The 13413-nt window shown below is 64.2% G+C and carries 11 protein-coding genes; 5 read left to right on the top strand and 6 right to left on the bottom strand.

What is annotated here, in order from left to right:
• Positions 1–60: 60 nt before the first annotated feature.
• Together MWN76_RS03515 and MWN76_RS03510 are read right to left on the bottom strand one after the other, a co-directional pair.
• Positions 61–2016 carry a phytase gene (locus tag MWN76_RS03515; RefSeq protein WP_250459390.1) on the bottom strand — a complete coding sequence of 652 codons (1956 nt, stop codon included), beginning with the start codon at positions 2014–2016 and terminating at the stop codon, positions 61–63.
• Between the two features lie 181 nt (positions 2017–2197).
• Entirely contained in the window at positions 2198–4363 is a 2166-nt protein-coding gene (locus tag MWN76_RS03510) for a TonB-dependent receptor plug domain-containing protein (RefSeq protein WP_250459389.1), read from the bottom strand.
• 155 nt (positions 4364–4518) lie between these two features.
• Here MWN76_RS03510 and MWN76_RS03505 point away from each other — a divergent pair, with 155 nt between their 5' ends.
• Positions 4519–6447, top strand: coding sequence for a PhoX family protein (locus MWN76_RS03505; RefSeq protein ID WP_250459388.1), 1929 nt, complete (start codon positions 4519–4521; stop codon positions 6445–6447).
• A gap of 93 nt (positions 6448–6540) precedes the next feature.
• Here the strand turns inward: MWN76_RS03505 and MWN76_RS03500 are convergent, their stop codons facing one another.
• Positions 6541–7218 carry an ArsR/SmtB family transcription factor gene (locus MWN76_RS03500; RefSeq protein WP_250459387.1) on the bottom strand — a complete coding sequence of 226 codons (678 nt, stop codon included), beginning with the start codon at positions 7216–7218 and terminating at the stop codon, positions 6541–6543.
• Between the two features lie 79 nt (positions 7219–7297).
• Here MWN76_RS03500 and MWN76_RS03495 point away from each other — a divergent pair, with 79 nt between their 5' ends.
• Together MWN76_RS03495 and MWN76_RS03490 are read left to right on the top strand one after the other, a co-directional pair.
• A complete protein-coding gene (locus tag MWN76_RS03495) occupies positions 7298–7630 on the top strand; it encodes an NIPSNAP family protein (RefSeq protein WP_250459385.1) in 333 nt (110 codons plus the stop codon).
• Positions 7627–7971, top strand: a complete 345-nt coding sequence (locus tag MWN76_RS03490; RefSeq protein WP_250459383.1) for an antibiotic biosynthesis monooxygenase family protein — start codon at positions 7627–7629, stop codon at positions 7969–7971. Before MWN76_RS03495 ends, MWN76_RS03490 begins: the two co-directional genes overlap by 4 nt.
• Before the next feature lie 17 nt (positions 7972–7988).
• Here MWN76_RS03490 and MWN76_RS03485 read toward each other — a convergent pair whose 3' ends face one another.
• Both MWN76_RS03485 and MWN76_RS03480 read right to left on the bottom strand, forming a co-directional pair.
• Entirely contained in the window at positions 7989–9701 is a 1713-nt protein-coding gene (locus MWN76_RS03485) for a cation:proton antiporter domain-containing protein (RefSeq protein ID WP_250459381.1), read from the bottom strand.
• Positions 9702–9816: 115 nt separating this feature from the next.
• The gene (locus MWN76_RS03480) at positions 9817–10425 is read right to left on the bottom strand and encodes a MarC family protein (RefSeq protein WP_250459380.1); all 609 of its coding nucleotides are present in this window, start codon (positions 10423–10425) and stop codon (positions 9817–9819) included.
• Positions 10426–10514: 89 nt separating this feature from the next.
• Between MWN76_RS03480 and aceK the strand changes: the two genes are divergently transcribed.
• Positions 10515–12278 carry a bifunctional isocitrate dehydrogenase kinase/phosphatase gene (aceK, locus tag MWN76_RS03475; protein ID WP_250459379.1) on the top strand — a complete coding sequence of 588 codons (1764 nt, stop codon included), beginning with the start codon at positions 10515–10517 and terminating at the stop codon, positions 12276–12278.
• Between the two features lie 35 nt (positions 12279–12313).
• Positions 12314–12892: a hypothetical protein gene (locus MWN76_RS03470; RefSeq protein ID WP_250459378.1), complete on the top strand. Its 579-nt coding sequence runs from the start codon at positions 12314–12316 to the stop codon at positions 12890–12892.
• Here MWN76_RS03470 and MWN76_RS03465 read toward each other — a convergent pair.
• A complete protein-coding gene (locus MWN76_RS03465) occupies positions 12882–13337 on the bottom strand; it encodes a hypothetical protein (RefSeq protein ID WP_250459377.1) in 456 nt (151 codons plus the stop codon). The genes MWN76_RS03470 and MWN76_RS03465 overlap by 11 nt on opposite strands.
• Positions 13338–13413 lie beyond the last annotated feature (76 nt).

The raw sequence follows: 13413 nt of genomic DNA, 5'->3' as shown, positions 1-13413 counted from the left end.
GCGGCGCACAGCGGAACCCGGGCACTCCCGGATTCCGGTGCTGCGCACCTGCAGCCGGCGCTATAGCTGCAACTTCCCGGCGATGTCTGCCCAGGAAACCAGCTTGAAGTTCTGTGTCGCCGCCGGCATGCGATTGCGACCATCCTGGACGATCAGCAGGCCCTGCGGGTAATCCGGCAGCGGCGCGCTGGTCACTTCCAGGCCATCGGTTTCGGAACTGCCGTCGACACCGCGCTGCGGGTTCATCTCGACGCGGAAGTGGCCGACGAACTCACTGCCGTCGCGGTCGAACAGCGCATAGCTGTTATTGCCCTGGCTGGACACCACCAGATAGCTTTTCCCGCCGTCGCCCTCGTCATTGAGATAGAGAGCCACACCCTCCACATCGTCCACCAAATTCTCGCCATCCACTTCGGCCACCAGCTGCGGTTCCGCATCGCCGGCGGCGAAAGCGGCCAGGTCCAGGCGCCAGACACCGCGATCCTCCTCGCCGAAGAACAATGTCTGGCGCTCGTCGTCCACTACACAGCCCTCCACCTGACTGTCGACCGGCAACCGGGCGACTTCGCGCAGCCGCCAGTCGGACGCCGCCGCCCCGAGCTGGATTTCCACCTGGTGCAGGGGCCCCTCTTTGTCCGACAACCAGGCGAAGGTGCGGCCATCCCTGCTGTAGGTGCACAGGCCATAGGGATCGTCCAGGTCCATCTTGCGCAGGCCCAGGCTCTCCACGGTGCCGGCGGGCGTAATGCCGAACAGGCTGATACCGGGCGTGGTGCGGTTGCTGGCAGCGGCCAGTGCCGCATACTGCGGGTGCTCGATAGCGCGCAGGTCCACATTGTTGACCCGCCCCACCGATAGCTGTTGCAGCAGCCTGCCGGACAGGTCGTAGACATTCAGGCCGCTCTTTTTGTCGGTACCCAGGATCAGGCTGCGGGAGGCATCCTGCGGGTTGATCCAGATGGCCGGATCGTCGGCCGCGTCGCCACCGGAGGCCACCGGCTGCGTCTCCGCATGGGCGGGTACGCCCGCAATCCCGGCCTCCGCGGCAACCTGTGACGAAGCCTGCGGCAGTTCGACGGAGAAACGCATGGCATCGCTCTCTTCCTCGAGTGCCAGCAGCGTGTTGCCGGCGACGGACACGGACAGCGGCTCTCCGCCCACGCCTTCGAGGTCGCGTGCGAACAAGGGCCCGGCAGCCGGGTTATCCAGGCTGTAGGCGCGGACCTGCCCCGCGGCCGACAGCCAGAGCGCTCCACCGCGCTCGTCGAGCCAGGGGACACCGTTGAATTCCTCCCCCAGTTCAGCGCCAGCGACAAAGATATCGCGCTCCTCATCGCGCTCGGCATCCGCGTTCAGGCTCCAGATACCCAGCGGCGGCTGTGCCACCAGCAGGCGCCCGTGGCTATCGTCCACCGCGCAGCCGCTGACCTGCTCGCCGAAGTACAGCGGGCGCACGTCGCGGAACTGCCAGCCATCCCCACCCGGATGCACCACATACTCGCGACCCAGGCCATTCTCGCCGATGGCGAACAGATGGCTGCGCCCGCCCTGGTGCGAAAAACACATGGCGGACTGGGGGGCGGCAGTGGGCTCTGCCGCCAGGGAATCGAAGACGGGCTGACCATCGGCCACAGCCAGTTGCAGCAGGCGGATGGCGCCACCGTCCTCGTCGTAGGCGGCCAGCAGCCAGCGGTCATTGGCCAGTGCCCGCAGGGCAAATCGCTCCACACTGCCGCCATCCAGGGAGGCGACCTCGCTGCCGTCCTCGGCCAGCAGCACCAGGCCGCGCTGTTCACTGGCCGCCAGCAGGTAAGATTTGCCGCCCAGGGTCAGCGGTGCCAGTTGCTTGGACTCCAGCGGCGACAGGGCGAAGGTCTGCTCGGCGTTCAGGGCTGCCCCCTGCGCGGCGGCGCTGCCCTCAGCTTTCGGTGCCCCCCGGTCGCCCTGGCTGCAGCCCGCGCCGGCGACGCAGGCCGCCGCGGCCAGCGCGAGGGTCGGAAATAGTCTCAAAGCCATTGTTGTGCTTCTCGCTTGTGAATCATTGGTTACAGAATTACAGCATTGTCGTGTCAAATCGATGACACCCCGCTGCGGATTCAAAAAAAGCCCGGCCAAATGATTGCGGAGCCAGGCATCGAAAAAGCCGGTAGCCCGGACGGAGCACAGCTCCATCCGCGCGGCGCATTGCTGTTTTTGATCAGAACGCGGAGCGCCAGGTCACGGTGTACGTCGGCGTACTCTGCTCGTACTGGATCTCGTTGACCGGCTCGCTGTAGTCGCGGATGTACTCGACTTTTTCCTGGTCCAGCAGGTTGGTACCGCTGAAGCGCAGCACCGAGTTGCGGCTGATGTTCCACTCGACAAACGCCTCAAGGTTGGCGTCGTACTCGGTGACCACATACTCCTCGAACTCGGTCGCCAGTGACTCGCTGCGCTTCTGGTAGGAGATGCCGGCGCCGCCGAAGCCCGGCAGGTCCTGGGTCAGGCTGATGTTGTAGACCGAGTCCGGCTGGTTGCGGAAGGTGCGATCCTGGCCGGTGAACGGATCCTCGATCTCGGAATCCAGGTAGGCGTAGTTGGCATAGAAACCGGTGTTCTCCAGGCCCATGAACGCCAGCGGCATGGAGATGTCGAACTCGACGCCGCGGGAGGTGCCGTTGCCGATATTCATCGGCGTGAAGATGGCACCGCCGGCTTCCTCGTAGACTTCACCGGTATCGGTCAGCTCGATCACATCGTCGATATCGCGGTAGAAAAGGTTCACCCCGACAATACCGCGGCCCGGCAGGCGGTGCTCGAGGCCCAGGTCGAAGCCCCACGCCAGTTCGGAATCCAGGTCCGGGTTGCCGATGGTCAGGTCCTCGTCGTCCGGGGTCTCGTCCTCCTCGAACGGCGACACCAGGTCGAACTCCGGGCGGCGCAGCGTGCGGGCCACGGAGGCGGTCACGCGGTTTTCCGCGTTGACGTCCCAGCGCAGGCTCAGGGACGGCAGCAGTTCGTTGCTGTCGTGGGAGGCGCTGCCGTCCTCGTTGGAGACTTCGCGCTCGTAGATATCGTAGCGCAGGCCGCCCTCGAGGCTGACATTGTCGGCCAGGTCCAGGGTCAGCTTGGTGTAGGGGGCGATGCGGGTTTCCTCGATATCCGCATCCACATCGAAGAAGCCGGCCTGCAGGCCGGTGCGCTCGGCACTGCTGTAGGCGAGGCCGGATTTCAGCTCGGCGGTTCCCAGGGAGACCTTGTAGCTGCCCTCGAGGGAGTAGTTGTCGTCCTCGATTTCGAGGGTTTCATCGCCCTCTTCCACACCGCCGGAGATACCGTCCTCGAATTCCTCCTCGGTCTCGAAGTTGACGGTGTCCTCCTCAAAGTGGGAAATGGCACCGGACAGCTCCAGCTCGCCGCCGCTCACCACCGTGGTATAGACACCGTCGAAACCCCAGCTGGTCTGGTCGATCTGCTCCTGCTGGGTCTCGATCGCCACCAGGTCGCCCTCGGTGCGGCTCACCACCCCGCCCTCGTATTCGTTGACCACCTCGTTTTCCTCGCGGTCGGTGAATACGTAGTAGCCGTTGAAGCGCAGCTCGGACATTTCGTCCAGGCGGAAACCCACGGAGCCGTTCAGGGAGCTGTCGGTGCCGTCGCGGGTATCGTTTTCGTAGGCGTAGCCCTCCAGTGCCTGCTCATCGTCGAAGTATTCCTCGACCTTGCGCTTCGGGTTGTAGCGCTCCTGCACGTTGGCACCGAGCCAGAAATCGTAGGTGTCGCCGGACTGGGCGATGGCGGCGGAGCCGATGGTGCGGAACTCCTCGGTATCGGCGTAGTAGGTGCTGCCCAGGCGGGTGGTGATACCGTCGAGCTGGGCGCCATCTTTCAGGATCACGTTCAGGGAACCGGCCACGCCCTGGGACGACATGTCGGCCGACGGCGAGCGGATGATCTCGATGCGCTCCACCAGTTCCGACGGAATACGGTCGACGAAGAAGGTGCGATCCGCGCCCTGCCCCGGAATCGGCCGGCCGTTGATCAACACTTCGGTGTACTCTGCGTTCATGCCACGCAATTGTACTGCGTCGTATTCCAGCACATCGGAGGTGAAGGTCACACCCGGGGTGCGTTTCAGCATCTCACCGACGGTCAGCGGCTCGAAACGCTGGAAGAAATCCAGGTCGAAGGCCAGGGTCGGGTTGATGTCGTTGGTTCTGTCGCGGTAGACGTTGGTGCCGGTGACGACGATTTCCTCGACATTGCCCGCGTCGATTCTCTGCGTCTCGGCGGACCCGGTATTCTCTGCCTGGGCGGCGCTGTTGGCGGAGATGACGGCGGCGGCCAGAGCAAGCATGCGCGCGTTGATCGCTGTATTTTTCATGGAGTCCCCATTCCCATTTATTGAGTAGTGGCGGTCGTTCTTGGAATGGGGCGCAGGCTAGTCAGAAGATGTGAAGGTTACGTTACGTTTTTTTTAAATTTGTCATATTTACGCCATATGATGGCCGCGAATTCGAAACAAAAGCGGGAGCTCCCATGAGCGAGAAACTGAAGAATCCCACCCGGCGCACCCTGTTCAAGGCGGTCGGCGCCGCAACGGCGACCGGCGCCACTGCCAGCCTGCTGCCGGGCTGTGGAAAAGGGGAGAAAGCGCACGGGGACAACCTCGGTTTCAGTGAAATCCCCCACGCGCTGGATGAACACCACCACCTGCCGGCGAATTACAGCGCCGACGTGCTGCTGCGCTGGGGCGACCCGATCACCGCCGGTGTCGCCGAGTTCGAACCGGCACAACTGACAGCCGCCGAACAGGAACAGCGTTTCGGCTACAACAACGATTTCATCGGCTTCATGCCGCTGGCCGCCGACGCCGGACCCGGCGAAGGCGAGCGCCACTGCCGCAGCCGCAACAGCGAGCGCGGCCTGCTGTGCGTCAACCACGAGTACACCCAACCGCACCTGATGTTCTCAGGCTACAACGACGAGCACAGCGCGACCCGTGGCGTCTCCGCCGCGCATGTCGCCATCGAGCAGGCGGCCTGCGGCCACGCCATTGTCGAGATAGAGAAAACCGCCAGCGGCTGGCAGCCGGTACTGGACAGCCCCTACAACCGCCGGATCAGCCTCAACACCGAGATGGAGATCGCCGGCCCGGCGGCCGGCGACACGCGCCTGCAGACCAAGGCCGACCCCACAGGTAAAAAGGTCTTCGGCACCGTCGGCAACTGCGCCGGCGGCAAGACGCCCTGGGGCACGGTGCTGGTGGCCGAGGAGGGATTCGGCGGCGCCTTCCAGGGCGACCCGGACAACATCGCCGACCCGGTGGAAGCGCGCAACCATCACGCCTTCGGCATAGAGCCCTGCAACCGCAACTGGGGCGACCACGACCGCCGCTTCGATATCGCCGTGGAACCGCGCGAACCCAACCGCTTCGGCTGGATGGTGGAGTACGATCCCTACGACCCGGCATCGCGGCCGCGCAAGCTCACCAACCTGGGCCGTTTCGAACACGAGGGCTTTACCCTGGTGAGCAAGCCCGGCCGGCCGATCGTGGCCTACGGCGGTGACGACGACGAACACCAGTTTGTCTACCGCTACGTATCAGAAGGTATCTACCGCCCGGACGACCACCGGCAGAATCGCGAACTGCTGACCGACGGCACCCTGTACGCGGCGCAGTTCGACGAGGGCGGCAGCGGCCGCTGGCTGCCACTGCTGTTCGGCCGGGGGCCGCTGACGGCGGCGAATGGATTTCGCAACCAGGCGGATGTGCTGATCGACGCGCGCCGCGCGGCCGCGCTGCTCGGCGCCACCCCCATGGACCGGCCGGAGGATGTGGAAACCAACCCGGTCAACGACTGCACCTACGTCATGCTGACCAAGAACAAAAAGCGGCAAAAAGACGATATCGACCCGGCCAACCCGCGCCCGCGCAACACCGCCGGCCACGTGCTGGAAATCGTGCCGCCGGGGCGACACGGCGCGCGCGATCACGCAGCCGACACTTTCCAATGGGCCACCTTCCTGCTGGGCGGCAACCCCAACGCGGAAAACCCCAACGAGCGCGGCGCCTACGGCCAGCAGTCAGCGGGAGCGATTTCCGCCAGCGGCTGGTTTGCCAACCCGGACAACGTGGCCTTCGACCCGCGCGGCAATATGTGGATCGCCACCGACGGCTGCGAGGATTTCGGATTTCACGACGGGCTCTGGGCCATGGCCACCGAGGGCGAGGCGCGCGCGGCACCGAAACATTTCTTCGGCTGCCCCCGCGGCGCCGAAGTCTGCGGCCCCGAATTCACGCCGGACGGCAGTACGCTGTTCGTGTCGGTGCAACACCCGGCGGACGGTGGCAAATCCACCTTCGACAGGCCGATGCACCGCTGGCCCGACAACGACCCGGCACTGCCGCCGCGGCCGTCAGTGCTGGCGATCTATCGCAGGGATGGAAGAGCGGTGGGCAGTTGACCGGGTTTCTGTAGATACTCTATTTCAAATCAGGCAGCAATTGGTTCGTCATCCCGGGCTCCAGCCCGGTATCGCGGCCAACGGCCGCTCCGACTAAACGGAAATTTCGAAATATTCCCCGAACCCTCTCCGCCCCCTGTCCGTAGGCATCAGTGCCCGCGTCTCGCCGCTGCGTACCAGCCAGCGGTTTTCCAGGAAATGTGCCAGCAGCGCAGCACCCAACGCACCGGCCAGATGATGCCGACGCTCGCTCCAGTCCAGGCACAGGCGGGCAAAGCTGCGCCGGCGGTGCTGCAACGATCGCCAGTCGATATCCAGTTGTGCAAACAGTTTTTCGCCGGACGGCGACAACAGCAGCCGGGTTCCGCAGGTTTCGATATGGCCCTGCCCGTCCAGGCTGTCCAGCAATGCCACGCCCAGCCGCCCGGCCAGGTGGTCGTAGCAACTGCGCGCGCACCGCTCCGGCGACCGGGGCCGGGCCAACGCCGCACTGCTGCGGCGCTCGCCGAGCAGCATCAGGCTCTCCAGTACCGCTGCCACCTCTTCCCCGCCCAGGCGGAAATAGCGGTGGCGCCCCTGGCGCTCCAGTGACAGCAGCCCGCCATCGGTCAGTCGGGCCAGATGGGCGCTGGCTGTCTGCCGCGTGATGCCGGCCCGGTCGGCCAGTTCGGAAGCTGTCAGCGCGCGCCCGTCCATCAGCGCATCCAGCATCAGCGCGCGGGCCGGCTCGCCGACCAGGGCGCCGATCGAGGCTATGGGCGGGGTTTCCACGATTCGTTCTCCATCGAATTATCGTCCGGGCATTGCGGTGTACCGTCGGCGTCGCTCACAACACAGACGGAGAATGACCGTGACCATTACCTGTATCATCCGCTACGAAATCGATCCCCACAAGAAGGACGCCTTCGAACAGTACGCGCGCAACTGGGGCCAGGCCATCCCCCGCTGCGGCGCCGACCTGGTCGGCTACTTCGCGCCCCACGAGGGCTCCACCACCACCGCCTACGGCATCTACCACATCGATAACCTGGCCGCCTACGAGGCCTACCGCGCGCGCCTGGCGCGGGACCCGCTGGGTGAGGAAAACTACCGCTTTGCCCAGCGGGAAAAATTCCTGCTGCGGGAGGAACGGCAGTTCCTGAAGCTGGCTTCCACACCTCACGCAGCGGGGTCGAAATCGTGATTGCAGTCATCTTCGAGGTGTGGCCGCAGCCGGAACACCGGCAGGATTACCTGGACGCGGCCGCCGGGCTGCGGCCGCTGCTGGAATCGATCGAAGGATTTATTGCCGTGGAGCGATTCGAGAGCCTGGCCGAACCGGGCAAACTCCTGTCATTGAGTTTTTTCGAGAGTGAGGAGGCCGTCGACCGCTGGCGCCGCTTGCCGGAACACCGCAAGGCTCAGGCCCTTGGCCGCGGCCACTATTTCGCCGGTTACCGGCTGCGCGTGGCACGGGTGCTGCGGGACTATACCCACGGCGATCGCGCCGCGGCCCCGCCGGACAGCCGGGAACTGCACGACTGAAAGACCGCCACCGGTAGTCATGAGGACCGCCGCGCCGCCTCATCGCCGTCCAGGTACTCCATCGCATGGCGGCTCATGCTCAGTGCCAGTTCGTGCTCCCCCATGAGTACCTCGCCCACCTGCTCGCGCCGCAGCATGGCCGCGTCCTCGTCGCTGTGCGCCCGCACCAGGGTGCGGATCCCGGGCCGCAGCATCCGCGCAATCTCCACCATTTTCCTGGCGCGCAGCGCGTCGGGAATGGCGACGATCATTATGCGCGCCCGCGCCACATGGGCCTGGATCAGCACCTCGGGTTCCGCGGCGTCGCCGGAGACGGCGGGAATCCCGGCCGCGCGCAGCTCCTCGACGGTTTCCCGGTTCTGCTCCGCCACCACCACCGATACGCCCTGCTCCAGCAGGCTGCGACCGATGCGCGAGCCGACACGGCCGTAACCCACCAGCAACACGTGGTCGGTCAGCTTTCTCAGGTCCACGGTCATCGGCAGTTCCGCCAGCGGGTCCGAGGGCCGCTCCATGGCGCGCGCCAGTCGCGAGCGGGAGCGGATCCAGCGCTGCAGCGGTTCCACCGCGTTGAACAGCAGCGGGTTGAGCGCAATCGAAAACAGCGCGCCGGCGAGTATCAGATTCTGCGCCTCCGCCGTCAGCAATCCCAGCGAGGCGCCGAGCGCGGCGAGAATAAAGGAGAACTCGCCGATCTGCGCCAGGCTGGCGGAAACGGTCAGGGCGGTATTCAGCGGGTAGCGGAACAGCAGCACCAGTGCAAAGGCGGCCAGCGTCTTGCCCAGCAGGATGATCGCCACCACCGCCAGTACCCGCAGCGGCTGCTCCACCAGCATCATGGGATCGAACAGCATGCCCACCGAGACGAAGAACAGCACCGCGAAGGCGTCTCGCAGCGGCAGCGATTCGTCCGCGGCGCGGTGGCTGAGGGAAGACTCGCGCAGCACACTGCCGGCAAAAAAGGCCCCCAGTGCAAAGGAGACACCGAACACCATCGACGCGCTGTAGGCGATCCCCATGGCGGTGGCGATGACGCTGAGGGTAAACAGCTCCCGCGAGCCGGTGCGGGCCACCTTCCACAGAAACCAGGGGAACAGCCGCCGCCCCACCACCAGCATCAACAGCACGAACACCGTCACCTTGCTCAGGGTCGCCAGCACCGTGGTCAGCAGGTCGCCCTCCGGCACGGCATCGCCGCTGCCGCCCAGCCAGCCGGCCAGTGGCGGCAACACCACCAGCGCCAGCACCATTACCAGGTCCTCCACCACCAGCCAGCCGACGGCGATGCGGCCGTTGATGGAGTCGAGCAGCCCGCGCGCCTCCAGCGCCCGCAACAGCACCACGGTGCTGGCGACCGACAGCGACAGGCCGAACACCACCGCGGAGCCCGGCGGCCAGCCCCAGTAGGTCGCCACCGACGCTCCCAGCGCCGTGGCCACGACAATCTGCGCCAGCGCGCCGACAATGGCGATGCGGCGCACCGACATCAGGTCGGCGAGGGAAAAGTGCAGGCCGACACCGAACATCAGCAGTATCACGCCGATTTCCGCCAGTTGCTGGGATAACTCCACATCCGCGACAAAGCCCGGCGTGGCGGGGCCGATCAGGATGCCGGCAACCAGGTAGCCGACCAGCGCGGGCAGGCGCAGGCGCGCGGCGATGAACCCGAGGATCAGCGCCAGGCCCAGGCCGACCGAAATGGTGGTAATCAGGGTGATATTGTGATGCAAAGCCGGGGGTTCCTTTTACCGTTGAACGTCGTGAACCCGGGGATTCTACACTACGGACTTTCGCTCCCATGCGGAAAAAAGGGCGGCAAAATACCCGGCAGACAGCGGGACCGGATCAGACGGAAAAGAACTGCTGTATCCCCAGCAATACATTGGTGGTGGCCACCGAGGCGAGGATCAGCCCCATCACGCGGCTGATGATGCTGGCACCGGCGTTGCCGATCCAGCGATAGATCCAGTTGGCGCACAGCAGCAGCGCCAGCACGATCCCCAGCACTGAGAGCATCGCGGTGGCGGTGAACAGGTTGTGGGTGAGGTCAAAGCGGTAGTTGTCGGTCAGCACCACCGCCGCCAGCATGGCACCGGGAGAGGCGATGGACGGCACCGCCAGGGGGAATATCGCCGTTTCGTGCCCCTCCTGTACGATTTCCACCTCCTGCTCCGGCTTGCCCTCGCCGAAGATCATCGTCAGCGCGAACAGGAACAACACCAGGCCGCCGGCCACCTGGAAGGCGGACAGCGGCACGCCGATGGTCTCCAGCAGGTACTGGCCGGCGAACAGGAAGAACAGCAGTATGCCGGTGGCCACCAGCACCGCCAGGATCGCGATCTTGCGCTTCTGCCACTCGGCGTGGCGCGCAGTCACCGCGATGAACACCGGCAGCGTACCCACCGGGTCGATCACGGCAAAGAAAAAGACAAAGCTGCTGATCCAATCGTTCAAGGCCGGCTCCCACACAGCGTGCTAACATCCGCCGTATTGTAATGAAGATTTTTCCCTTCGGAAGAGCACGTATCGTACGAGTCTAGTGCATGACCAACCACTCACCGACTGCGCGGCGTATTGCCAAAACCATCCTCAATGGTTTTGATGCCTATTTTGCCGACTTCCAGAATATCACGCTCGGCGCCAAGGCGCGTTTCGAGCGGGCCGCCTGGCACGAGGGGCACCAGGCCAACAAGGAGCGTATCGACCTCTACAAGACCAAGGTCAACCAGGTGCTGAAACTGGTCCATTCGGTCACCAGCAAGGACACCGGCATGCTCGACCTGTGGCGCGACGCCCGCGCCACCTACGCGCAGCTGATCGCCAACCACAGCAACTACGAGATCGCCGAGACCTTTTTCAACTCGGTGTTCTGCAGCCAGTTCCAGCACGACCATATCCACGACAGCAATATCTTCGTGAAACCCTCGCGCACGCCGGACGACAAGCCGCTGCGCGACTACAGCATCTATATCAGCTACAGCGCAAAGGACGGCCTCGAATACATGATCGAGGATATCCTCAACGACTACGGTTTCTCGGTGCCGTGGGAGGACCAGCTGCGGGATATTCGCAATATCTGCGCGGCGCTGCGCGAGGCGCCGCTGGCGGGGCTGGAGAGCGAGAAGAACCTGCGGGTGGACATGCTCGAATCGGTGTTCTATCGCAACAAGGCCGCCTACCTGGTGGGCCGCATGATGTTCGGCGGCGAAGTGGTGCCGCTGGTGCTGCCCTGCCTGAACAACGGCCGCGGCGGCATCTTCGTGGACACGGTGCTCTACAGCAACGACTCCACCAGCATCATCTTCAGTTTCACCCGCTCCTATTTCATGGTGGACGCGCCGATCCCGTCGCGCTTCGTGCGCTTCCTGTCCACCATCATGCCGCTCAAGGAGCGCTCCGAGCTGTACAACTCCATCGGCTTCCACAAGCACGGCAAGACGGAGTTCTACCGCCATATCCTCGCGCATATGAAGGTCAGCAACGACAAGTTCATCATCGCGCCGGGGATCAAGGGCATGGTCATGAGCGTGTTCACGCTGCCGTCCTACCCGGTGGTCTTCAAGGTGATCAAGGACCGCTTCGACCGGCCGAAGACCGTGACCGAGGCAATCGTCCGGGACAAGTACAAGTTCGTGTCGCGTTCCGACCGGGTCGGGCGCATGGCGGACACGCAGGAATACACCAACTTCATTTTCTACCGCAACCGCTTCAGCGACGAACTGCTGCAGGAGCTGAAAGAGCTGGCACCGTCGAAACTGCATATCGACGAGAAGTGGGTCATCATCCGCCACCTGTATGTGGAGCGGCGCATGGAACCGCTGAACCTGTACCTGCAGAACGCCAGCGACGAGGAGATCCGCGAGGCGATGGAGGAGTACGGCAACGCCATCAAGCAGCTGGCCGCCGCCAATATCTTCCCCGGGGATATGCTGCTGAAGAATTTTGGCGTCACCCGCCACGGCCGCGTGGTGTTCTACGACTACGACGAACTCTGCCCGCTGACCGACTGCCACTTCCGCAAGCTCCCCGAGCCGCAGACCGCCGAACAGGAGCTGTCCGACCAGCCCTGGTACACGGTGGACGAGGCGGATGTCTTTCCGGAGGAGTTCCGCCTGTTCTTCTCCGGCAACCCGACCGCGCGCAAGGCGTTCGAGGACCAGCACAGCGATCTCTACGACTACCGCTACTGGCAGCGGCTGCAGGACCGGATTCGCGCCGGCCATATCGAGAGCGCCTTCCCCTACCGGCGCAAGTGGCGCTTCAAACGGCGCTCCAGCAAAAAAACAGCGCAAAAGTCTGGGCTATAGTGAAAAGAGGAAGTCCCGATCGGCAAGGAGTCACTGTGGCGTTCAACAGGGTAATGACAGTCCTCGGCGTACTGGCACTGGTCTCCCTGTCGGGCTGCGGCTACCTGCCCAGTGAAATGGAAATACCCGACGCCAAGGAAAGCGAGGGTAAGGAAGCCGAAGGAAAACCCGACAAGGCGAAGCCCGAAAAAGCAGAAGCGCGCGCCGAGCCGCGCAAGGCGAAACGCACCGCCCATGCCCGCATCAGGGCCAAACCACACACCGTCGACTGCGATACGCCCGCCAGGGGCTTCCAGCAGGTCGCGTTCGACGATCTCTACACCATCACCGGCGATAGCGACGCCCCCTTCCGCGAGGCGGACGACAGGCCGGCCCAGTTCAACGTCGCCGCCTATGTCTGGGGTTCAGACCGCTGCTCCCAGTATGCGGACTGCGAACAGGGCGATCACTACTGGCTGATCGGCAAGGGTCCCCGCGGCGATTACCGCACCTGGGTGGTCACGCCCCAGTTCCCGCGTATTCCGATCCAGTCCACCTGCAGGGACAAACTCAAGGTGGGAGAGCGCTTCCGCTTCTCCTTCAGTCACGGCAAGCTGGTGGGGTTCAGCCAGTAGGTGAGGATCGACAGTCCTTACAGGCCTGCAGGGCCTCATGCCCGCAGGCGCGGTGGTGATCGGGAAGAATATCCAGCAGGTATTCAGCCAGCTCGGTCACCACCTCTGGCGAAGGGGACCTGGAAAAAGCCATGGCGACCCAGAACCTGGTTTCGAGGCACTCGCTGGCGAGGCCTTTTGCTATCTGTTTCGCATACCGGTGTGTCAGCCGCTCCAACAGCGCCGAAAAATCGCGCTGCATTCGCCAGATACCATCCCGGGAATCGCCATCCCACTCCTCGATCGCGTCTTTCTCGCGCTGCAACCGGTCGAGTCTGGCGAGGATCTCGTCCACTTCCCCCGACCCGCAGTCCCGGGCTATCTCAAACGGAAAGCTTCCATAGAGCCTTTCCTGAAGATCCCTCCCCTGATAGGCACTGTCAAGTAATTGCTGCAATCTGCTCACTGGTTACGCTCACACCGGTTATCCATCGACTTTCCCGGCGTATTTTACCTTACGCCAGCTTCGACATTCACCGCAC

Origin of the sequence: Microbulbifer litoralis, from assembly GCF_023634065.1 — a bacterium.
Lineage (GTDB): Bacteria > Pseudomonadota > Gammaproteobacteria > Pseudomonadales > Cellvibrionaceae > Microbulbifer > Microbulbifer litoralis.
This window is presented reverse-complemented; position numbering and strand designations above follow the sequence as displayed.